The sequence below is a fragment of the Streptomyces sp. CY-1 genome (assembly GCF_047218265.1).
In the GTDB taxonomy this organism is placed as follows: domain Bacteria; phylum Actinomycetota; class Actinomycetes; order Streptomycetales; family Streptomycetaceae; genus Streptomyces; species Streptomyces niphimycinicus.
This window is the reverse complement of record NZ_CP178393.1, coordinates 11,195,765-11,215,386: the sequence shown is the minus strand read 5'-3', so window position 1 is coordinate 11,215,386 and position 19,622 is coordinate 11,195,765. Positions and strand designations below refer to the sequence as shown.

Below are 19,622 nucleotides of genomic sequence, written 5' to 3'. Positions count from 1 at the left end.
ACGGGACCCGTGCGGTCCCGCCGGCGGCCACCTCGGTCGCCGCGCTCCCCCGTGCGGCGTGCCCTCCGCTGGTCCTGGGGCCCGGGACGCTGGACGGGCCCGCCGTGGGGCACTCGTCGCCCTCGCGCAGACCGAGGTGCTGCCGGTGATCGCCCTCGGCGTGATCCCGCCGTTGCTGCGCCCCTGCCATCCACTGCTGCTCGGGCGGCCGACGTCGGAACCGGGACCGGCCGGACTTTCCCTCCAAGGCGCGGACGTGATCATCTGGGTGGACGGTCCGGCCGAGGTCCGCACCTGTGTGCGGGCGCTGGCGGTCCTGCTCACCGTACACTCACGGAGCGCGGGCGCGGACCGGACGAACTGGTTGGCCGACATCACAAGTTGGCGGCTCCTCCGGAGGAAGGCTGATGCCGCCGCGCCGGGCGGGACACGCCTGTCGGCGGCGCCGGTGCTGGACGCAGGCACGCGCGAGGAACCGGCCGCGCTCCCCCGGCCGCCGGAGCGGCCGCACCGTACGCCACCGGGCGGGAGCTGCCCCCGCAGCAACCCCCACACCGCACCGCGGCACTTCCCGCACTCGCTGTTTCCCACGACTCGCCGCCTGCCCGCGGGCCCCGTCGACTGTTCCGATCCCCGTGACAGGGAGTAACCATGCCGACCCCGAATCTCGCCACCCTGGTCGAAACGGCCGCCCGTACCCACTCCGGGGCCATCGCGATGGAAGACGCCGGACGCACCCGCGGCTACGGGGAGCTGCTGTCGGACGCGCGGGCCATCGCCGCCGACATCGTCGCCGCCCGGGTGCGCTCCGTCGCGGTCACCGGGGAGCGGAGCGCCGCGCTGATCACCGCCGTGGTGGCCACTGTCCTGGCCGACGTCCGTCTGGTGCTCATCGACCCGGCGCTGCCCGAGGCACGGCGGACCGCGATGGTGAAGGAGAGCGGCGCGGAACTGGTGTTGACGGCCGAGCCGGGCGACGGCGGCATCTCGGCCGGACCGGCACCCGGTGCCAGCCCCGCTGGAGCCGAGGCCCGCCCCGGCTACATCTTCTTCACCTCCGGCACCACCTCCACCCCCAAGGCGGTCGACGGGCGGTGGGCCGGTATCGCACACTTCACCACCTGGCAGCGGGACACCTTCGGTATCGGCCCCGGCGACCGCTTCGCCCAGCTCACCGGCCTGTCCTTCGACGTCGTCCTGCGGGACCTGTTCACCCCGCTGGTCTCGGGCGCCACCATCTGCGTCCCGCCGCGTGACGTGGCCACCGCCGTCGGCGGCGTGCCCCGCTGGCTGGAGACGGCCGGAATCACCGTCGTCCACACCGTGCCGTCGCTCGCCGCCCGCTGGACCTCGGTCCCGCGGGACGGCCGGGCCGCCGGCGACGCGCTACGGTTGACCTTCTTCGCGGGCGAGCCGCTGCCTGCGGCCGCCGTCACCGGATGGCGCGAGCGGTTCGGCGCCACACAGGTCGTCAACCTCTACGGACCCACGGAGACCACCCTGGCCAAGTTCTGGCAGGACGTCACCGAGCCCGTGCCCGGGGTCCAGCCGGTCGGCCGGCCGTTGCCCGGCACCCACGCGGCCCTGGTCGACGGCGAGGTCTGGATCAGCACCCCGTACTCCACACGCGGGTATCTCAACGCCCCCGGCGAGCAGGCCGATCGCTTCGTCGGCCCGCCCGCCGGGACCGCCGACGCCGTCTTCGGTGAGGAGCCGGCCGACGCTGGCGCCGGGGCCGTCTGGTACCGCACCGGCGACCTTGGCCGGCTCGGCGAGCACGGCGAGCTCCACCTCTTGGGCCGCTCCGACTTCCAGGTCAAGATCGACGGCAACCGGGTCGAGCCCGAGGGCATCGCCGCCGCGCTGCGCGAGCACCCGGCCGTGCGTAACGCCGTCGTTGTCGCCCACCGGCGTTCCGACGGCGCGGTGCGCCTGGTGTGCCACTACGCGGCGGACGCCGGCGACGGGGACGAGGCGGAGCTACATCGCTGGGCTGGTGAACGGCTGCCTGCGGCCCACATCCCGTCCACTCTGTACCGGCTCGACGAGCTGCCCCTCACCGCCAACGGGAAGGTGGACCGGACCTCCCTGCCCGAGCCCCGCGCGCCAGGCACCGATGTACCCGACGAGGGCCGGGACGGCCTCACCCAGTCGGTCACCGAGGTCTTCCGCTCCGTGCTGCCCGACGCGCCCGACCGCTCCGACGCCGACTTCTTCCAGCACGGCGGCTCGTCGCTCGACGCGGCCGATCTGTCCGTGCGGCTGCTCGCCGCGACGGGTCGGCGGCTGGAGATGAGCGAGATCTACCATCTGCGCACCGCGCGTGCGATGGCCGAGGCACTCCGCGACCGCCCCTTGGACAGCCAGGGCGGCATCCCGCGCGGCACCCACCCGGACCGCACCGGACTCTCCCCGCAGCAACGCCGCTACCGCAGCGTCTATCTGCCCAGGGTCAACCGCTCGTGGAGCAACATGCCCGCCCTGTTCGCGCTCCCCGACGGTACCGGCGCCGCCGCCGTCGAGCAGGCGCTGCGGACCGTGATCGACCGGCATGAGAGCCTGCGGGCCGGCTTCACCCCCGCCGGCACCTCGGCGGACCCCGAAGCGCCACCGGCCCTCCATCAAGTCTTTACCCCGGCACACGCGTTGACCTTCGCCGTGAAGACCGTCGATCTGCGCACCCTGCCGGAGAGCGAGCAGAGCGCACGGATGGAGGAGCTGCGGATCGCGGAGGCGAACACCCCGATCGAGATCGGCCGGGCCCCGCTCTTCCGGGCCACGCTGTTGCTGCACCAGGGGGACCGGGCGACGCTGCTCTGGAACGTCCACCACATGGTCTCGGACGGGTACAGCCAGCGCCTGCTGCACCAGGAGCTGACCCATCTGCTCGGCGGCGTGCCGGAGCGCCTGCCGGAGCTGCCCATCGGCTACCGCGACTACATCGCCTGGCGCGAGCGGCTCGCCACCGATCCCGGTGCCTGCGAACCCCACCGCCGGTACTGGCAGGAGGTGTTCGCCGAGCCGTACGAGCGGCCGCTGCTCCCGGCCCGTGCCGAGACCGAGGACGCGGCGCGGGGCATCGCCCACCAGTTCCCGGTGCCGGACGATCTGCGCGCCGAGGTGGCCGCCTTCTGCCGCGAGCACGGCACCACGGCGTTTTCCGTCTACTTCGCCGCGTACACGCTGATGGCGCACGACCTCTACGAGCGCGACGACCTGGTGATCGGGACCCCGGCCGCCGGCCGCACCCGGCCCGAGTTCCAGAACCTGATCGGAAACTTCATCTCGCTGGTCGGCATCCGGAACCGGCGCGACGGGGCCGTCGGCTTCCCCGCGCTCGTCCGTGCGCTCCAGGAGGGCACGGTGCGGGCGATGGAGCACCAGGACTACCAGTACGACGAGGTCATGGCCGACATCGGCGCCGCGCCGGACGACGACCGCTTCCCGCTCACCACGGTCTTCATCTCTCTGGTGGAGGTCCCCGCCGGCCAGGCCCCGGGCCTTCGGACGCCGTCCCACCGCGACCTGGGCTGCGAGGTCAAGTTCGACCTGATGGGCTATCTGCGGCGGGCCGGCGACATGGTCGCCCTCGACCTGCACACCCGTCAGGGGCTGCTCTCGGCGGACCGGCTGGAAGCCCTGGCCGCGACGTTCCTGAACCACCTCCGCACCGGCCTCAAGGAGGACTGACATGACGCACGCCGTCCTGGTCTGCTCCGCAGTGCGCATCCCGTCGCCCCGTCTGCTGGACCATCCGCTGATCGACCGGCTCAGCGTCGTCACCGAGCACGGGCACGCCGCCCGCTACCCCGAGGGTGTCGCCGTCGAGACCGTCGGCTCCATCCGTGACGTCGACGAGGTGCTGGCCGCCGCCTGGCGCATCGCCGGCCGGTACCCGATCGACGGGGTACTCGCCCCGTACGAGGTGGGGCTGCCCGCCGCCGGGTACGTGCGCACTGTCCTCGGTCTGGCCGGGCCGGGCCTCCACACCGTCACGCTCTTCACCAACAAGCACGTGATGAAGCAGCGGCTCTCCCGGGCCGGTCTCGACCTGATGCCGTTCGCCGGTGCCCACAGCGATGCGCAGGTCCGGGCCCGCGCCGAGGAGTTCGGCTGGCCCGTTGTGGTCAAGCCCGCCTACGGCGGCGGCAGCAAGGATGTCGCCGTCGTCGCGGACGCCGCCGAACTGGACGCCTGGCTCGCTGCCGACGGCGGCCTCCGGCCCGACAACCCCACCGCCGTCGTCGAACGGCCGGCGAAGATCCTCACCGAGTACCACTGCGACGGTGTCGTGGCCGACGGCGAGGTGCGGTTCGTCGTCACCTCGTGCTACCTCGAACCCGTCCTCGGCAGCATCGGGCAGGGCTACGGCTCGTACCAACTGCCGCCCGACCACCCAGGGCACCTGGCAGTGGCCGAGCTGCATGCCACCGCCGTCGCGGCACTCGGGCTGCGGTCCGGTGTGACCCACCTGGAGGTCTTCGCCACCCCGGACGGGCTGCGCGTCTCCGAGATCGCCTGTCGCCCCGGCGGCGGCGCGATCCCCGCCGCCATCGAGCTGCGGCACGGCGTGAACATACTCGACGCGTGCGTCCGCACCTCACTGGGCCTGCCCGCGTTCCCGGACAGCGCCCCGGCCCCCACGCATCCCGACGCCCGCTACCTGGGGCACTGTGGACTGGCGCTGCGGCCCGGCGTCATCACCGAGATGACCTCGGAGCAGGAACTGGCCCAGCTCCCCGGCGTCCTCCGTGCCGGTCTGCTCCACGAGGTCGGCGACGAGATCGCCGGACACATCTACTCCGCCTCGGCGGCCGGTTACGTACACGTGGGTGCCGACACCGAGCAGGAGGTACGTGACCGGCTCGCGGCGGTCCGTGCCCGTTACCGGATTCGAACCCGCCCAGCGGGCGCCCTGACGGAACCCCGTGTGGCCGAATCCCGGGCGGCCTCACTCCAGGAGCCCTCCTCATGAGCGCCGCTCCGCCCCACGGCCTCCACGGTGTCACCCACGTTATGGTCGGCTACAGCGCCCATCTGATGGCGGAGGTGGACCGGCTGTTGCCCGCCGCGAGCGTGCTGATCGTGGAGGAGCCGCATGTCATCAAGGCCCGTGACGTACACCGGGCCACGGCCGAGTACCCCTGCGTCGCCGGGGTGCTCGCCGCCGCCACCCAGGACGAGGCGCGGGCCCACGCGCTCGCCGGGAGCGTGCCGCGCCCGCCGGACGTGCGCGCGGTGGTGCCGGCCCTCGAGTATGGAGTGGTCGCCGCCGCCACCCTCGCCACCGCCTGGGGGCTGCCCGGCGGCGGTGCCGGGGCCGCCCGCATCCTGCGCAACAAGCTGGAGCTGCGCCGCGCCGCCGCCCGCCGGGGCATCACCCAGCCGGAGTTCGCCGAGGCCACCGGACCCGCCGACGTCGATGCCCTGCGCGCCCGGTTCGACGGCATCTGTGTCCTCAAGCCAGCCAACCGCCAGGCAAGTCTGGGGGTGGTGTTGCTCGGCCCCGGGGACGACACCGAGGCGGCCTGGCGGCACACCGTCGCGGCCGACGAGCCCCGGCTGCGCGTGCACTACGCCGACGCCGCCCAGTACCTGGTCGAGCAGCGTCTGCACGGCCCCGAGGTCAGTGTGGAGGCCCTGGTCCACGACGGCGTCATCGGCTTCCTCAACGTCACCGCCAAGCAGGTGCTGCCCGGCCGCTATCCGGTCGAGCTGGGCCACACCGTGCCCGCCCCCGCCGACGAGCCGGGCGGGGCGGCGCGAGAGGCGCTGAGCGTCGCGATGGCCGAACTCGTCGACGCCATCGGCTTCTCCACCGGCATCCTGCACGCGGAGTGGGTGCTTACCAGCGACCGTCCGCATCTGATCGAGTGCGCGGGCCGCCTCCCCGGCGACCACATCCCCGCCCTCATCGACCTGGCGTACGGCGGCGACGGGCTGATGGCCGACCTCTTTGCTCTTCTCGCAGGGGATGGACCGCGCCCGGCGCGCGTCGCCCGGCGGGGCGCCGCGATCCGCTTCCTGCCCACTCCCGAGCCGGACGTGCCGGAGGCCGTGGTGCGGTCCGTCATCGGCATCACAGAAGCCGAACGGCTCGACGGCGTACGGGACGTGGTGGTGACCCTAGTGGAGGGCGCCCCGGTGAACGAGGTGACCAACTCCTGGCAGCGGGGCGGGCACGTCGTCGCCACCGGCACCACGCCGTCCGAGGCGGCCCGTACGGCGGAGCGTGCGGCGGCGCTGGTCGCCATCACGGTCGGCCCGCGCACCGGGGGCGGGCAATGAGCGGAGCAGAGCCGAAGAGGGACGGTTCCGGTGTGGTCCGCCGTGTCGTACGGGAGTATCTGCCGGGCAGCCATGCGGGCCGGGTCTTCGCCTCCTCCACGCTGTTGAGCGCGTTCGGCACCGGTCTGTTTCTGGCCGGGTCCGCGGTGTTCTTCACCCGTCAGGCCGGGCTCAGCGCCGCCCAACTCGGTGCGGGGCTCTCCATTGCCGCCGCCGTCGGCCTGGTCGCCCTGCTACCGCTGGGGGCGGTGGCCGACCGGGCCGGCGCCCGTCCGACCTTGGTTGGCGCGCTGCTCTGGCGGGCCCTGTGCTTTGTCGCCCTCGCCTTCGTCCAGGGGCCGATCGCGTTCACCGTCGCCGCCGCCTGCCAGGCGGCCGCCCAGAACATCACCGGCCCCGTCACCCAGGCCCTGGTCGGCACCCTCTCCGAGGAGGGGGACCGGACCCGGATGATGGCCGTGGTGCGGACCGTGCGCAACATCGGTTTCTCACTCGGCGCGCTAGCCGCCGCACCGCTGCTGCTCACGGACAGCACCTGGCTCAATCGCGGCGTGCTGCTGGGTAACGCGCTCGCCTTCGTCGCCTCCGCCGTGCTGCTGGCCCGACTGCGGCTCGCTGCGCCAGCCCGGGCGGTCACGGTACGCAACCCACTTGCCGCCTTCGGCGCTGTCCGCGACTGGCGCTATCTCTGCCTCACCGCCCTTAACTCGGTCCTCGCCCTGCACATGACGCTGCTGGCGGTGGGGCTGCCGCTCTGGGTGACCCGGCACGAGGGGGCTCCGGACGCCCTCGTCCCCGTCATGATCTTCGTCAACACCGTGCTGGCGGTGGCCTTCCAGGTGCCGTTCGCACGGCGCGTCACCGATCCCCGCAGTGGCGCCCATGCCTTGCGGTGGACGGGGCTCGCCCTCGCCGGATGCGCCGCGCTGCTCGCCGTGCCCGCCGCGGCCCCGCCCGCCGTCGCGATCGGCGCCGTGCTGTTCGCCTGCGTCGCGCTCACGGCCGGCGAACTCTGGCAAGCCGCCGGAGGCTGGGAACTCTCCTACGCCTACGCCCCCGAGGACCACCGGAACGTCTATCTGTCGCTGTTCAGCCTCGGCAACTCGGCACAGGACATGGCCGGTCCGCTGCTCGTCGCGGCGGTGGTGCTGCCCCTAGGCGCCCTCGGCTGGTTCATGCTCGCCGCACTCTTCGTCGTCGCGGCGCTGCTGGCGAGCCTGGTCGTCCCGCTGCTCGACCGCCGTCCCTCGCCCGGCACCCCCACCGCTGAGGCGGCGGCCACCACCCCCACCCCAGGATGACCGCCATGACGACCCCGTACGCTCCCGCCCAGCTTCCGCACACCGTGCGCGCTGCGGACACTCCCGGCGAACTTCCGACCTGGCAACGGCTCGCTGCCGACGCGTCGTTCTACTGCGGCATTGACTGGCTGGAGTTCAGCGACACCGACCACATCGCGCGCGCTCGCTACTTCACGGCGCACACGCCGACGGGAGATCCGTCCGCCGGCCTGATCGCCCACTGGTCACCCCAGGAGAACAACGAACGGTACGTCCCGGAACGGGTGCTCCCCACGCCTTTGGCCGACAAGGCGCTGATCATCGGCGGGCGGCGCGGTTACCTCAGCGGCCCGCTCCTCGCCCCAGGCCTCTCCGCCGCCGCACAGGGCGGCGCCCTCGACACGTTGCTGGAGGCGGCCACCGCCTGGTGCCCTCAGGCCGAGGGCCGCTGGTGGTGGCCCTACCTGACGACCGACAGCGCCACCACCGTCCGCGCCGCGCTGACCGCCGCCGGACGGGGGCCGGTCGCCGCCCAACTGCTCAGCGCCGACTGCGTGATCGCCGTCCCCGAGGGCGGCCTCGACGCGCACATCGCCGCCCTTCCGACCAAGCAGCGTCGTACCAACGCCCGTCGCGAGCTGCGGGCCTTCGCCGAGAGTGGCCTGCGTATCGTCCGTACGACGCTTGCCGGGCACGCCGACGCACTGGGCCCGCTCCTTGCCAACGTCCAGCAGCGGTACGGCCACGACCACAGCGCCGAGCAGATGACGTCTCTGCTGCGGCGGCAGGCCGAGCATCTTCAGGATGCTTCCGTGGTCTTCCTGTGCCTCGCGCCCGGCGACGACCGGCCGGTAGGTTTCTGCCTCGCCTACCGGCACGGCCGTGAACTGGCCGTCCGCCTCGTCGGATTCGACTACGACCGCCTGCCGGGCGCGGCCGAGTACGCGCATCTCGCCGTCTACGAGCCGGTCCGATACTGTCAGGAGCACGATCTGGAGCGCGTCGAACTCGGCATGGAGTCCTTCGAGGCCAAGTGCCGCAGAGGCGCGGCCGTCCGCCCGCTCTGGGCCCTGCACCCCGTGGGTGCCGCCCCCGACCCGGAGGCCCAGGCGGCCCGGTGCGACACCGTCGCGGCCGCTCTGCCCGCCCGCGAGGGCGCCCACTTCCGAGCCGAGATGGACAAGGCCTTCACCTGACCGCCCCGGGAAAGGCCCTGGGCGATATGAATGCGCAAATCCGGGACTCGATGCGCATTCACTACGGTCCGTTGCCGCCGTTCTCGATCTCTTGCGGTGTTTTCGGATCAGAGTACGCGGGGGTCCGTACCGTCCAGAGCATGACAGTACGGAGCTCGGGCAGCGCGCGTCGTACGCGCAAAGTTCCAACGGCATCAATCCGGTACGAGGATTGCGGGTGCCGGTACATCATCCACGCAGGTCGGGAGACTGATCGCGGATCTCCGGCAACGCCCTTGCCTTCCTACGCCTCCTGCCGATGAGCGACAGAGACAAGGACATCGAGATCCTCGTACTCCGGCACCAACTGCTCGTCCTCCAGCGCCAGGCCGGCAGACCGACCCTCACCGACAGCGACCACGCCATCCTCGCCGGTCTGCTCCACCACCTCCCCAAAGACAGACTGCGACACCTGCTGCTGGTCCGCCCCGGCACAGCTTGCGCTGGCATCGCAACCTGCTCAGGCGACGCCATGCAACGACCTGCGTACCCAAGCGACGCGGACGCCCACGTACCACCCGGTCGATCCGCGCCCTGATCCTGCGCCTGGCCAGCGAGAATGCCTCGTGGGGACAGCGCCGGATCCACGGCGAACTCGCGGCGCTGGGGATCAGGGTCGCCGCCTCCACGGTCTGGGAGATCCTCCGCGAGCATGGCGTCCCGCCCGCACCCGCACGGCAGAGCACCACCTGGGCCGACTTTCTCCGCAGCCGGACCAAGGCTCTTCTCGCCTGCGATCTGTTCGAAGTCCGCACTCTGACGGGGGCGCGCCTGTACGTCTTCGCCGTCACCGAGCACACCATCCGTCGCATCCGCATCCTCGGCGCCACCGCACACCCCACCGCCTCATGGGCCACTCAGCAGGCCCGGCAGTCTCTGTAGCAACTCGGCGATCGAGCCGCCGAATTCACTCACCACATCCGCGACCGGGACGCGAAGTTCACCGCCACCTTCGACTCCGTGTTCGCCAGTGAGGACATCACCGTGGCCAAGATCCCTCCACGCAGCCCAAACTGCAACCCACACGCAGAACGCTTCATCCGCTCAGCACGGGCACGAGCACACCGACCGTGTCCTGCTCGTCGACCGTGGCCACGCCGAGAAGACCCCCCACGACTACGCACACCACTTCAACAGCCACCGACCGCACCAAGGCCGTGACCAACCGGCGCCCAGCGACAATCCGAACGTCATCCCCCTGCCTTCAGCCCGGATCAAACGCCGACAAGCCGTCGCATGCCTCACCAACGAGTACCACCGAGCCAACTGACCATGAGAAAAATCCCAGCTCACAGCCAGTGAAGCCGTTCTGAAGCGCTACGGGCGGTGCCAGGTCAGCAGTGTGCCGGGGGTGACCAGCCGATGGCGGCGCAAGGCGGATGGCAGGTGCCGGGCGAGAGCGGAGAGCACGGCACGATCAGCCCATGAGAGCCGCGGCCGCACTACTTGCCGGCGAAGCACAGCGACCTCATGACGAAGCGCGAGGATCTCGGCGTTGTTCGCGGCGGCCGACCGGCCCAGCAAAAGAAGGCAGCCCAGTCGCAGACCCACGATCAGTGATCACGCCCATAGGTGGACGATCACGAAGCCCCAGGTCAAAGGCCGTACAGCAATAAAGACACCCTTCAGGAAATCGTGTGCCGGTGATCGCCCATCTGGTACAGGCCGACGAGGACACCGTCCGGGACGTGATCCACCGTTTCAACGAGATCGGCCTGGCTGCTTGGACCCTCGGTGGGCGGGAGGCCCACCGCAGGCTCGTGCTGGGCGGGACGGAAACATCCCGACCGGCTGCCGACCACCTACCACCGCCCCCGTACAGCGGGGGAACCTCAGTCCGTCGGGTTGTGCTGCGCGGGGGTCGGCTTGGAACTGTCGGAACGCTGCAGGAACACCACGGCAGTCACCAGCACCGCTGCCCCGGCCGTTTGTACCAGGGTGATCGTCTGGCCTAGCCAGGCCCAGGCCAGCACGGCGCCGAAGAGCGGTTCAAGGGAGATGGTGACTGCGCCGGCTTGTGCCCCGACGCGGGCCGTGCCCCAGGCGTAGAGCAGGAACGGCACGAGCGTGCCGAATACGCCGATAACGAAGGCGCCGACCAGTAGCACCGGGCGGTGGAACAGTTCGGGCATCCCTCGGTAGCTCTGGAAGAGCAGCCACGCTCCGCTGGCCACTACGAAGGCCCAGGTGTTTGCTCTCAACGCTCCACAGGCCCGGGTCGCATGGCTACCGAAGCAGGAGAACGCGGCTATGCCCGCCGCAGTGAGCAGGCCGAAGCCGAGGCCCGGCAGGTCGATCTTGCCCAGCGAGGTGGTCGGCAGCTCTACGACGCAGGCCACACCGGCGAGAGCGGCGACCAGCCCGGCGATCACTCGGGCTGACGGCGCCCGACGGGTGGACACGAGCACCGACAGGACGACGAGCGCGGGGGCAAGGTTCTGAAGTACGAGCGCCACCGCCACGGGCAGCCGCTGGATGGCGAGAAACAACCCGGCGTTGGCTACCGAGATCGACAATCCGAAGCCGACTACCAGTCGCCAGGGCACGGGGATGCGTTCTCGTTGGGCGGACGTCGGCGGTGACCTGCGGGCAAGAAGAAGGGCGGCGAGACCGGCGAGGGTGATCCAGGTGCGGACCGCGACGGCCTCCAGAGGGTCCGCACCCTGTGCGAATAGTTTGCCGGCGAAAGTTCCCCCCAGCCCCCACAGTGCGGCCGCGAGGACCACTGCGAGCATGCCTGTCTGCCGTAATGGCGATCCGCGCAGTTGGCCCAGGCGGCCGGGATGCTCGTTGTGTTCCTTCATGTGAGACACATCTGCACTCCGAGGATTCGCCGGGAACCAGAACTCGCCGGGGGCTCGATCATGACCCCAAGTGCCGGACGCCCAGGGGGCGAGGGGCGTCATCACTTCCAGGGGGTAACCTACAAAGCGATTAGCCGGTTAGTCAAACAGTCGGCAGGAGGTACTGGTGAAACGACAAGAGGCCCCACAGCCCTTGGAACTCGTTCGACAGTTCGTCAACACATTCGACTTGGAGAGGCACACGGACAGCTTGGAGACGGTGGAACTAGCCCGCGCCTGGCTGACGAACCACGGGGTCATCGGCGAACTCACCATCGTGGACGAGCCGGTCAGGCAACGGATCGTCGACTTCCGAGAGGCGTTGCGCTCCCTCGCCCGTGCCAACTCGGCACCCGACGACCGGGTAGACCAGGCCGCGCTGCGAGCGCTGGAGGACGCCATCCAAGACTCGGGCGTGCACCTTGGCTTCCACACCGACGGAAGGCCCGACCTGGTCCCTGAGGCGGACACCGGTATCGAGGGTGCACTCGGGCGCTATATGGCGATCGTAGGGCTCGCCGCCTTCGATGGTTCTTGGCGCCGGCTGAAGATCTGCCTCGCCCATGACTGCCAGTGGGCGTTCTACGACCACTCCAAGAACCGGTCGGGCACATGGTGCCAGATGTCCGAGTGCGGCAACCGCTCCAAAGTCCGGGCGTACCGCGCCCGTCACGCCGACTGAGCGCACCTGACAAGTGAAGCTTCCCCTTGCGATTGGACACCTGGAGACTGGGACATGAGGTTCCAGAAGAAGTAGTGCCAGGTGGGTAGTCAGTACTCGAAGCGGCATTCGGGACCGTGTCGACCAGGGTGCGGCGCGGTAGCTGGTAGAGGGTGAGCAGGGCCCACATTTCCTGCTCGACGCCGACCGGGTCGTGCGAGCGCAGGACACGTCCGTGCAGGATGGTGTGGGGCAAGGCGTAGTAGGCGCTCTCGTGTTGTCGAGTAGGTGCGGCGCATTGCTGCGCCGTACCCCCCCCTCAGAACCGGACGGGCGGCGTTAACCGCATCCGGCTCAAGCAGGCCCTGAAGGCCCACGGGCAGCCAGATTTACCGGTTCACGGCTGCCGCGCCGGCGGTGGCAGTGGACGTGAATCAGTCGGAAGGCGACACGATCGTCCGGCTGACCTGCGTCCGGGGTGAGGGTGAGCGCGTTGCCGCGCACCGCCGTCCGGGTCGCCCGTGGCCACTGCTCCCATTCCTGGGGGCTTTGCGGCTCCTGGTCGGCATGCAGGAGAAGGCTTCCGCATAGAGGACACCGACCGTGCTGCCCCTGAAGCAGGGTGAACGACGTGTGTTCGTACGAGCCGCGCCGGTCAGCGTCCTTGCGGTACACCACGCGCGTCTTGTCCGGATGTAATTCCAGACCGACTTGCGCCACCCTTGCAGCCAAGGCATCCCGCACCCGGTGGGCCCGCCCTTCACTACGGCAGTGAACCACCGCATCGTCGCAGTACCGCTCGAACGGGACGCCCGGGAACTCCCGGGCCATCCACATATCGAACGCGTAGTGCAAGAAGAGGTTCGCCAACAGCGGGAAAATAGCCGACCCCTGGGGTGTCCCCCGGGTCCGCGCCACTGTCGCGCCGTCCCGCATCCGCATCGGGGCTTTCAGCCACCGCTGCACATACAGCAAAATCCACTTCCTGCCCGTGTGCCGCTCGACCGCCCGCATCACCAGGTCGTGATCCACGCTGTCGAAGAACGCCTTGATATCCAGGTCAACGACCCAGTTTGTCCTCCAGCAGCGTTCCCGGCATGCCGCCACCGCCTCCAACGCGGGCCGCTTCGGGCGGTAGCCCTAGGAGTCGGGATGGAACACTGGTTCCACCCTGTCCTCCAGATACATGGCCACCACCGTCTGGGCTATCCGGTCCTCAACAGTGGGCACTGCCAGGATTCTGACACCACGACCCCGGATTTGGGGATCTCGACGGCTTTCACCGGCGGCGGGAAGTAGCTCCCGGACGACAACCCGTTCCATAGCTTGTACAGGTTGTTCTGCGCGTCTTTGTCGAACTCCTCGACCGAGACGCCGTCCACGCATCGCGGCGAGGCGTTCCCACGTTCCACACCAACGCCTGAATCCGGGCTCGCGCCACCTTCATGCCGGACACCACCAGGGCAGTAAGCAGGTAGCCCCCTGGCTTATCGCGGGGCAACAACTGAGCCCCGTTTTTGATGTGGTCCATGCGCTTTCGACACTTCATCAGTGGTGGCTGTTCTGGCCTGTCCCGGCTTTGTCGGGGCCGCTCTCACCCTCGCCGGCATCTCCCGGGTCCGGTTGCCCCCAGCTTCATCACCCTGCTGCGACAGGGATGACGGCGACGGTCTCTCACCTCCGCACGAGTTCACAGCGCCGCACGGCGCACTGACACCACCCTCCAGGGCATCCGATCGACAGGGGGGGAACAGTCATGCCGGACCCGAAGGCCGGAGGCCCCGTTGCGGAGCCACGAAAACGGTAACGGGGGGACGGCGCTCTCCGCCGCAGCCGGGGTCCGTCGTGTGGATCGGGCCGGTACATCGATCGTGCCGGTGGCCCGGTGTTCCCTAGTAGGGCCGAACTTCCTTGCTGCCAGGGCCCGTCGGGCCGAGTGGATATGAGGCTCGACCCTTCACGCGCGGACCGACGGAAACCAGAGCGGCGTCGGCTTCCCCTCCGCAAGGACCGACCGGCTCTTTCCTCGTTCCGCTCGGCTCTGGCGCGCCGCGCCCGAGCCCGGAGACGATCAAGCGGACCAGCGGGCGGTGAGGAGAAAGGACGGTCGAGGATGATCGCTGTCGTGGGGCATCCCGATCTCAGCGCGTCGACACTCGTGCTGGTGGAGGAGGAACTGCGTGCGCGGCTGGTCGAGTTCGCCCGGGCGGGCAGAGCCGGTCTGGTCCGCGCCGGAAAAGGGTTGCCGACGGCCTTCGGGAGGGCCGCCCGCAGGGCCGGGCTGGCCCTGGTGACGGTCCTGCCGTCGCGGAACGGCGTGCCCACGCAGTTGGCCGAGCTCGACCGCGGGGCCGCCGGCGAACTGCTGCTGCTGTCCGAGCAGGTGCGGCTGGTGGAGTACGACCCCGGCGACCGCGGCTCGTGCGTGACCGCGGACGAGAGCATGCTGCGTCACTGCGCCCGCGTGCTGGCGGTATGGGACGGCTCGCCGTCCAACGGCCGGGACGTCACGGCGCATCTGGTGGCCTACGCGCGCAGTCACGGGGTCGATGTCGAGGTGATCTGGCCGCGGGGGGCCAGGCACGGGACCGTTCGCCGGGAACCGTCATGACCGTTCAGCCTCTTCCCCCCGTTCCGGGCACCCGTATGGTCGGGCTGGACCGGAAGGAATCGCTCACGCTGCTGACGGGCGTGTCCATGGGGCGGGTGGGCTTCACCCACCAGGCGCTCCCGGTGATCCGGCCGGTCAACCACCTCGTGAACGACGACGGCGACATCGTCATCCGCACCCACGCCGGTGCCGCGCTCCTGGCCACCGCGTCGGCGTCCGAGGTGGTGGTGTACGAGGCCGACCAGATCGACGAGACCACGCACACCGGCTGGAGCGTGATGGTCACCGGCACCGCGTGCCGCGTCACGGATCCGCGGACGCTCTCCCGCTACCGCACCGAGCTGACGCCCTGGATCAACACGGAGATGGAGCACGTGGTCCGCATCCGTGCCGAGTTCGTGACCGGCTACCGGCTGGAGACGACGGGCTCGCACGAGTAGCGGCGTCACAAGTCGTCGCTCCGCGCGGGTTTCGCGGACCGCACCGGCGCGTGGCGAGGCCGAGCCCGCGACGGGGCCGGGTGGCCCGCTGTACGGACCCGATGGCCCCTCGTCCGGGTCCGGCCGCTGCCGGACACTGGAGGCGGCAGATTTCAGACCCCGTCCGGAAGGCAGGTCATGAACACCCCCACCATGCTGCGCGCACTGCCCGCCGATCACCGGCGACGGCTCATGCGCCTCCCCCGGGAGGTGTCCTTCCCGCAGGGAACGCGCCTCTTCGACGAAGGTGCCCGCGCGGACCGGTTCTGGATCCTTCGCACCGGCTCGGTCGAGCTCGACACGCAGGTGCCCGGTCGGCGCACCGCAGTCATCGAGACTCTGGGTGCCAACGAACTCGTCGGCTGGTCCTGGCTGTTCGCACCGCATGTGTGGCATCTGGGCGGCACGGCGACAACACCCGTGCGGGCCTACGAATTCGATGCCACGGCTATCCGCTCCATGTGCCAGGACGACCCGGCTCTCGGCCAGGCCGTCACCCAGTGGGTCGGCGAGGTGCTCGCCCACCGGCTGCGTTGTGCCAGGACCCGGCTGCTGGACGGCTACGCCCCGTACGGCGCCGACAGCGCCGTCTGAGCGGGCGGAAGGCGGCGAAGGAGAGCGCGAGGGAGTGCGCGGAGGAAGTCCGTCGGGATGTCGTGGCGTCCTCCGGCCCCGGTCTTCAGCGCCCTTCCCGCCGCCGTCGGTCCTGTGCCTGGGTGGCGATGACCGCGGCCTGGATGCGACGTTCCACGCCGAGCTTGGCCAGCAGACGGGAGATGTGGTTCTTCACCGTCTTCTCGGCCAGGTACAGCCGCCGGCCGATCTGGCGGTTGGTCAGCCCCTCGCCGATCAGGGCCAGGATCTCGCGCTCCCGTTGCGTCAGGCCGGGCAGACCGTCGGGCTCCTCCTGCCGCTGACCTCCGCGCAGCCGGGCCATCAGCCGGGTGGCGGCGCTCGGGTCGAGCAGGGACTGGCCGTCGGCCAGGGTGCGTACCGCGGAGACCAGGTCCGAGCCCTGGATCTGCTTCAGGACGTATCCGGAGGCGCCCGCCATGATCGAGTCCAGCAGGGCCTCCTCCTCGTCGAAGGAGGTCAGCATCAGGCAGACGAGCTCGGGCATGCGCGAGCGCAACTCCCGGCACACGGACACGCCGTCACCGTCGGGCAGCCGAACGTCGAGAACGGCCACCCGCGGTCGCAGCGCGGGGACGCGGACCAGGGCCTGCTCCACCGTCCCGGCCTCACCGACCACGCTGATGTCCGGCTCGTCGTCGAGCAGGTCGCGCACACCACGCCGTACCACCTCGTGGTCGTCCAGCAGGAAGACCCGAGTGGGGTTGCCGGGGCCGGGCCGCTCGCTGTCCGCCATGGATTGCTCCCTGTAGGTTCCGCTTTCCGCCGGTGCCCGATCGCGTCGGGATCGGGCACCGAACCGAGATCCTTCTCGTATTCGGGCCGGAGGACCAGGGCCGGTCGGCCCCATTCCGCCCGCGGTGCCGCGCCGGCCGAGGTGTGGCAGAGGCCGTCGGGGCCGGCGTCAGTCCGTGGCCGGGAAGCGGCGCGGCGCCAGGAACAGCAGGACCAGGAAGGCCAGCGCCGCCGCGCAGCCCGCGCCCAGGTACACGGTGCGGACGGCGTCCGAGACGGCCCGACGGGCCGCCTCCGGCGCGGTCCCGGCGTGGAGCGCCCGGGTCACCGAATCGAGGTCGCCCATGCCCACGAGCCGCGCCGACAGCACCCCGTTGACGATCGCGCCGAAAACCGACGCGCCGATCGTCTGGCCGGTCTGGCGGCAGAAGAGGACGGAGGCGGTGGCCGTACCCCGCTCCGTCCACCCCACCGTCGACTGGACGCCGACCATGAGCGGGAGCTGGAACAGTCCGAGCGCGGCGCCCAGCAGCAGCATCAGGGCCGTTGGCTGCCATGCCTGGCCCGGGTACGGCAGGAGGGGGAAGGCGAACAGGAGCAGCGTGGCCGCGCCGATGCCGAGCATCGCGGTGTTGCGGATGCCGATTCGCCGGTAGACGTGCCGGCTGAAGGACGCCGAGACGGGCCAGCTGAGCGTCCACACGGACAGGACGAATCCGGCGGCCACCGGTCCCAGGCCGAGAACCGACTGGGCGTACGTCGGGAGGAAGAGGCTGGGGGCGACCGTCAGCAGGCCCAGCGCGCCGAGGGCGAGGTTGACGGCGGCGATGGGGCGGCGGCGCCACACCCAGCCCGGCATGATGGGTTCGCGGGCCCGCCGTTCGACGACGACCACGAGCGCGGCGAGCCCGAGTCCGGTGGTGAACAGGGCGAGGGACGGGACTGACAGCCACGGCCAGGCCACTCCGCCCTGGACCAGCGCGCCGAGCAGCACTCCCCCGCACGCGAAGACCGCGCACGCGCCCGCCCAGTCGATGGGCGGCCGGTCGGCCGGCCGGTGGTCGGTCTCGTGGAGGTGGCGGACGACGAGCCACAGCACCACCACGCCGACCGGCAGGTTGACCAGGAAGATCCAACGCCAGTCGGCGTACGCGGCGAGGAGACCGCCGAGAGCCGGGCCGGCGATCGCCGACACCGCCCAGACCGAGGAGAGTCGTGCCTGGATCTTGGGTCGCTCCGCCAGGGGGTAGAGGTCGGCGGCGAGCGTCTGCACCGTGGCCTGGAGGGCACCACCGCCGAGTCCTTGTACGACGCGGAAGGCGATCAGCGCCACCATGCTCCAGGCAGTGGCGCACAGCAGGGAGCCGAGCAGGAAAATGGCCGCGCCCACGATGAGCACCGGTTTGCGACCGAAGGTGTCCGACAACTTGCCGTAGACGGGCAGGGAGACCGTCACGGCGAGCAGGTAGCCGGAGAACAGCCACGAGAACGCGGAGAAGCCGCTGAGGTCGCCGACGATCTGCGGAACGGCGGTGGAGACGACGGTGGAGTCGAGCGCCGCCAGCGCCATGGCCAGCATGAGAGCGACGGCGACGGCGCCCCGCTTCCTGGGCGGGGTGTGCTCCGTCGCCTTGTCGCATACCGCGGGCCGGGTGCTGCCCGTCCCGGGGTCTTCTGGCCTTCGTGGGGTGAGTGGTGTCGGCCGGGTGTGGCGATGCCCGCGTCCGTCGGCCGCCCTGGTCATCGTGGAACGCCTCCTTCATTGGCCGGGTCTGCGTTGCCATCGTTGTGACCCCCACGCCAATTTAGGAAGCGAATTGATCCAATAATTCTTATTGTGAATCGTGATGAGACTGCCTAGCATCGGAGCCCATGGTCTTTCCTCCGGAGCAGGTGCGAACATTTCTGGCCGTGGCGCAGTCCCTGAGTTTCACTCAGGCCGCGGCGGCGCTGGGTCTTGGGCAACCCACGGTGAGTCAGCACATCCGCAAGCTGGAGCAGGCGGCGGGTCGGCCGCTGCTGGTCCGGGACACTCGCAGCGTGGTGCTGACCGTCGACGGGGAAGCCATGGTCGGCTTCGCCCGTTCCATCCTCGCCGCACACGCCCAGGCCGCGGACTACTTCACCGGCACAGGGGTGCGGGGCCGGTTGCGCTTCGGAGTGACCGACGATCTCGCGTTGACCCAAGTGCCGCGGATCCTACGGGATTTCCGGCACCTCAACCCCGGTGTCACGTTGGACCTCACCGTCTCCCAAGGGGTGCATCTGCAGCGCAGAGTGGAATCCGGCCACGTGGACGTCGCCTTCGTCAAGACGAACGCCGGAGACGGGCGAGGGCGGCTGGTGCGCCGGGACCGGCTGGTCTGGGCAGCCGCCGAGGGAACCGGCCTGCGGTGGGACGAGGAACAGCCGGTGCCGCTCATCGTGTACCAGGCGCCCAGTCCCAGCCGGGATCTGGCCGTGCAGGCGTTGGAGCAGGCGGGCATCAAGCACCGCGTGGTCTGCACGGCGCGCGGGGTCAACGCCGTCCTCGCCGCCACCCGTGCCGGGCTCGGCCTCGCGAGCTTTGTCCGCAGCCTGCTGCCGAGCGACCTGGTCGAGCTCCCCGGCAGCGCCGGCCTGCCCGAACTCGGCGAACTCGACCTCGTCCTGCTGACCAACCCGCACGCCCCAGCCGAACCCGTCGAGGCGCTGACCACCGCCATCCTCGCGCACACCGACCGCATCCGCTCCATCCACGGCACCCGCCGCTGGCCGGCCGAGCCGGGGCGTGCGGGGGCCTCGGGAGCAGTTCGTCCGGAGAGAACGGGATGAGGCCGCGCCGCCTCGCCGAGCGTGCCGTGCTCGAAACCCATCG

Annotated in this window: 15 protein-coding genes and 2 pseudogenes; 12 read left to right on the top strand and 5 right to left on the bottom strand. The window is 70.6% G+C overall.

The annotated features are described in order from the left end of the window. Positions 1–651: 651 nt before the first annotated feature. The 5 genes from ACK1X7_RS47120 to ACK1X7_RS47100 are packed head-to-tail and all read left to right on the top strand — an operon-like array spanning position 652 to position 8,764. The gene (locus tag ACK1X7_RS47120) at positions 652–3,690 is read left to right on the top strand and encodes an amino acid adenylation domain-containing protein (protein ID WP_385155771.1); all 3,039 of its coding nucleotides are present in this window, start codon (positions 652–654) and stop codon (positions 3,688–3,690) included. 1 nt (position 3,691) lies between these two features. Beyond that, positions 3,692–4,975 carry an ATP-grasp domain-containing protein gene (locus tag ACK1X7_RS47115; RefSeq protein ID WP_385155768.1) on the top strand — a complete coding sequence of 428 codons (1,284 nt, stop codon included), beginning with the start codon at positions 3,692–3,694 and terminating at the stop codon, positions 4,973–4,975. Further along, on the top strand, positions 4,972–6,288 hold the full coding sequence (locus tag ACK1X7_RS47110) for an ATP-grasp domain-containing protein (RefSeq protein ID WP_385155765.1): 1,317 nt from the start codon (positions 4,972–4,974) through the stop codon (positions 6,286–6,288). Before ACK1X7_RS47115 ends, ACK1X7_RS47110 begins: the two co-directional genes overlap by 4 nt. Further along, positions 6,285–7,589, top strand: a complete 1,305-nt coding sequence (locus tag ACK1X7_RS47105; protein WP_385155762.1) for an MFS transporter — start codon at positions 6,285–6,287, stop codon at positions 7,587–7,589. Before ACK1X7_RS47110 ends, ACK1X7_RS47105 begins: the two co-directional genes overlap by 4 nt. A 5-nt stretch (positions 7,590–7,594) precedes the next feature. Then, entirely contained in the window at positions 7,595–8,764 is a 1,170-nt protein-coding gene (locus tag ACK1X7_RS47100) for a GNAT family N-acetyltransferase (RefSeq protein WP_390792408.1), read from the top strand. A gap of 283 nt (positions 8,765–9,047) precedes the next feature. On the opposite strand, the gene ACK1X7_RS47095 is transcribed toward ACK1X7_RS47100, so the two are convergent. After that, complete coding sequence (locus tag ACK1X7_RS47095) at positions 9,048–9,191, bottom strand: hypothetical protein (RefSeq protein ID WP_390792473.1); 144 nt, start codon at positions 9,189–9,191, stop codon at positions 9,048–9,050. Here ACK1X7_RS47095 and ACK1X7_RS47090 point away from each other — a divergent pair. Both ACK1X7_RS47090 and ACK1X7_RS47085 read left to right on the top strand, forming a co-directional pair. Then, positions 9,168–10,073: pseudogene (locus ACK1X7_RS47090) on the top strand (integrase core domain-containing protein). The gene ACK1X7_RS47095 and the pseudogene ACK1X7_RS47090 sit on opposite strands and share 24 nt — an antisense overlap. 358 nt (positions 10,074–10,431) lie before the next feature. After that, positions 10,432–10,631: pseudogene (locus ACK1X7_RS47085) on the top strand (helix-turn-helix domain-containing protein); the annotation flags it as partial. A 4-nt stretch (positions 10,632–10,635) separates the two neighbouring features. Here the strand turns inward: ACK1X7_RS47085 and ACK1X7_RS47080 are convergent. Then, positions 10,636–11,607, bottom strand: a complete 972-nt coding sequence (locus tag ACK1X7_RS47080; protein ID WP_390792407.1) for an EamA family transporter — start codon at positions 11,605–11,607, stop codon at positions 10,636–10,638. A 166-nt stretch (positions 11,608–11,773) separates the two neighbouring features. Here ACK1X7_RS47080 and ACK1X7_RS47075 point away from each other — a divergent pair, with 166 nt between their 5' ends. Continuing rightward, a complete protein-coding gene (locus tag ACK1X7_RS47075; RefSeq protein WP_078646839.1) occupies positions 11,774–12,328 on the top strand; it encodes a CGNR zinc finger domain-containing protein in 555 nt (184 codons plus the stop codon). Positions 12,329–12,661: 333 nt separating this feature from the next. Here ACK1X7_RS47075 and ACK1X7_RS47070 read toward each other — a convergent pair whose 3' ends face one another. Then, entirely contained in the window at positions 12,662–13,414 is a 753-nt protein-coding gene (locus ACK1X7_RS47070) for a reverse transcriptase domain-containing protein (RefSeq protein ID WP_413116965.1), read from the bottom strand. Between the two features lie 1,006 nt (positions 13,415–14,420). Here ACK1X7_RS47070 and ACK1X7_RS47065 point away from each other — a divergent pair. The 3 genes from ACK1X7_RS47065 (at position 14,421) to ACK1X7_RS47055 (ending at position 15,991) form a co-directional block, all read left to right on the top strand. Next, the gene (locus ACK1X7_RS47065; protein WP_256648075.1) at positions 14,421–14,918 is read left to right on the top strand and encodes a hypothetical protein; all 498 of its coding nucleotides are present in this window, start codon (positions 14,421–14,423) and stop codon (positions 14,916–14,918) included. Continuing rightward, positions 14,915–15,358 carry a pyridoxamine 5'-phosphate oxidase family protein gene (locus tag ACK1X7_RS47060; protein ID WP_385153165.1) on the top strand — a complete coding sequence of 148 codons (444 nt, stop codon included), beginning with the start codon at positions 14,915–14,917 and terminating at the stop codon, positions 15,356–15,358. Before ACK1X7_RS47065 ends, ACK1X7_RS47060 begins: the two co-directional genes overlap by 4 nt. Before the next feature lie 177 nt (positions 15,359–15,535). Next, complete coding sequence (locus tag ACK1X7_RS47055; protein WP_385153168.1) at positions 15,536–15,991, top strand: cyclic nucleotide-binding domain-containing protein; 456 nt, start codon at positions 15,536–15,538, stop codon at positions 15,989–15,991. A gap of 85 nt (positions 15,992–16,076) precedes the next feature. Here the strand turns inward: ACK1X7_RS47055 and ACK1X7_RS47050 are convergent, their stop codons facing one another. Beyond that, the gene (locus ACK1X7_RS47050; protein ID WP_078646836.1) at positions 16,077–16,766 is read right to left on the bottom strand and encodes a response regulator; all 690 of its coding nucleotides are present in this window, start codon (positions 16,764–16,766) and stop codon (positions 16,077–16,079) included. A 168-nt stretch (positions 16,767–16,934) separates the two neighbouring features. After that, complete coding sequence (locus ACK1X7_RS47045) at positions 16,935–18,509, bottom strand: MFS transporter (protein ID WP_385153172.1); 1,575 nt, start codon at positions 18,507–18,509, stop codon at positions 16,935–16,937. A 128-nt stretch (positions 18,510–18,637) separates the two neighbouring features. On the opposite strand from ACK1X7_RS47045, the gene ACK1X7_RS47040 reads away from it, so the two are divergent. Then, complete coding sequence (locus ACK1X7_RS47040; protein ID WP_078646834.1) at positions 18,638–19,579, top strand: LysR substrate-binding domain-containing protein; 942 nt, start codon at positions 18,638–18,640, stop codon at positions 19,577–19,579. Positions 19,580–19,622 lie beyond the last annotated feature (43 nt).

Bases quoted from the DNA above. Each gene is read 5' to 3' on its own strand.
- ACK1X7_RS47120 (WP_385155771.1), top strand. From the start codon at position 652: ATGCCGACCCCGAATCTCGCCACCCTGGTCGAAACGGCCGCCCGTACC.
- ACK1X7_RS47115 (WP_385155768.1), top strand. From the start codon at position 3,692: ATGACGCACGCCGTCCTGGTCTGCTCCGCAGTGCGCATCCCGTCGCCC.
- ACK1X7_RS47110 (WP_385155765.1), top strand. From the start codon at position 4,972: ATGAGCGCCGCTCCGCCCCACGGCCTCCACGGTGTCACCCACGTTATG.
- ACK1X7_RS47105 (WP_385155762.1), top strand. From the start codon at position 6,285: ATGAGCGGAGCAGAGCCGAAGAGGGACGGTTCCGGTGTGGTCCGCCGT.
- ACK1X7_RS47100 (WP_390792408.1), top strand. From the start codon at position 7,595: ATGACGACCCCGTACGCTCCCGCCCAGCTTCCGCACACCGTGCGCGCT.
- ACK1X7_RS47080 (WP_390792407.1), bottom strand. From the start codon at position 11,607: ATGAAGGAACACAACGAGCATCCCGGCCGCCTGGGCCAACTGCGCGGA.
- ACK1X7_RS47065 (WP_256648075.1), top strand. From the start codon at position 14,421: ATGATCGCTGTCGTGGGGCATCCCGATCTCAGCGCGTCGACACTCGTG.
- ACK1X7_RS47060 (WP_385153165.1), top strand. From the start codon at position 14,915: ATGACCGTTCAGCCTCTTCCCCCCGTTCCGGGCACCCGTATGGTCGGG.
- ACK1X7_RS47055 (WP_385153168.1), top strand. From the start codon at position 15,536: ATGAACACCCCCACCATGCTGCGCGCACTGCCCGCCGATCACCGGCGA.
- ACK1X7_RS47050 (WP_078646836.1), bottom strand. From the start codon at position 16,766: ATGGCGGACAGCGAGCGGCCCGGCCCCGGCAACCCCACTCGGGTCTTC.
- ACK1X7_RS47045 (WP_385153172.1), bottom strand. From the start codon at position 18,509: ATGACCAGGGCGGCCGACGGACGCGGGCATCGCCACACCCGGCCGACA.
- ACK1X7_RS47040 (WP_078646834.1), top strand. From the start codon at position 18,638: ATGGTCTTTCCTCCGGAGCAGGTGCGAACATTTCTGGCCGTGGCGCAG.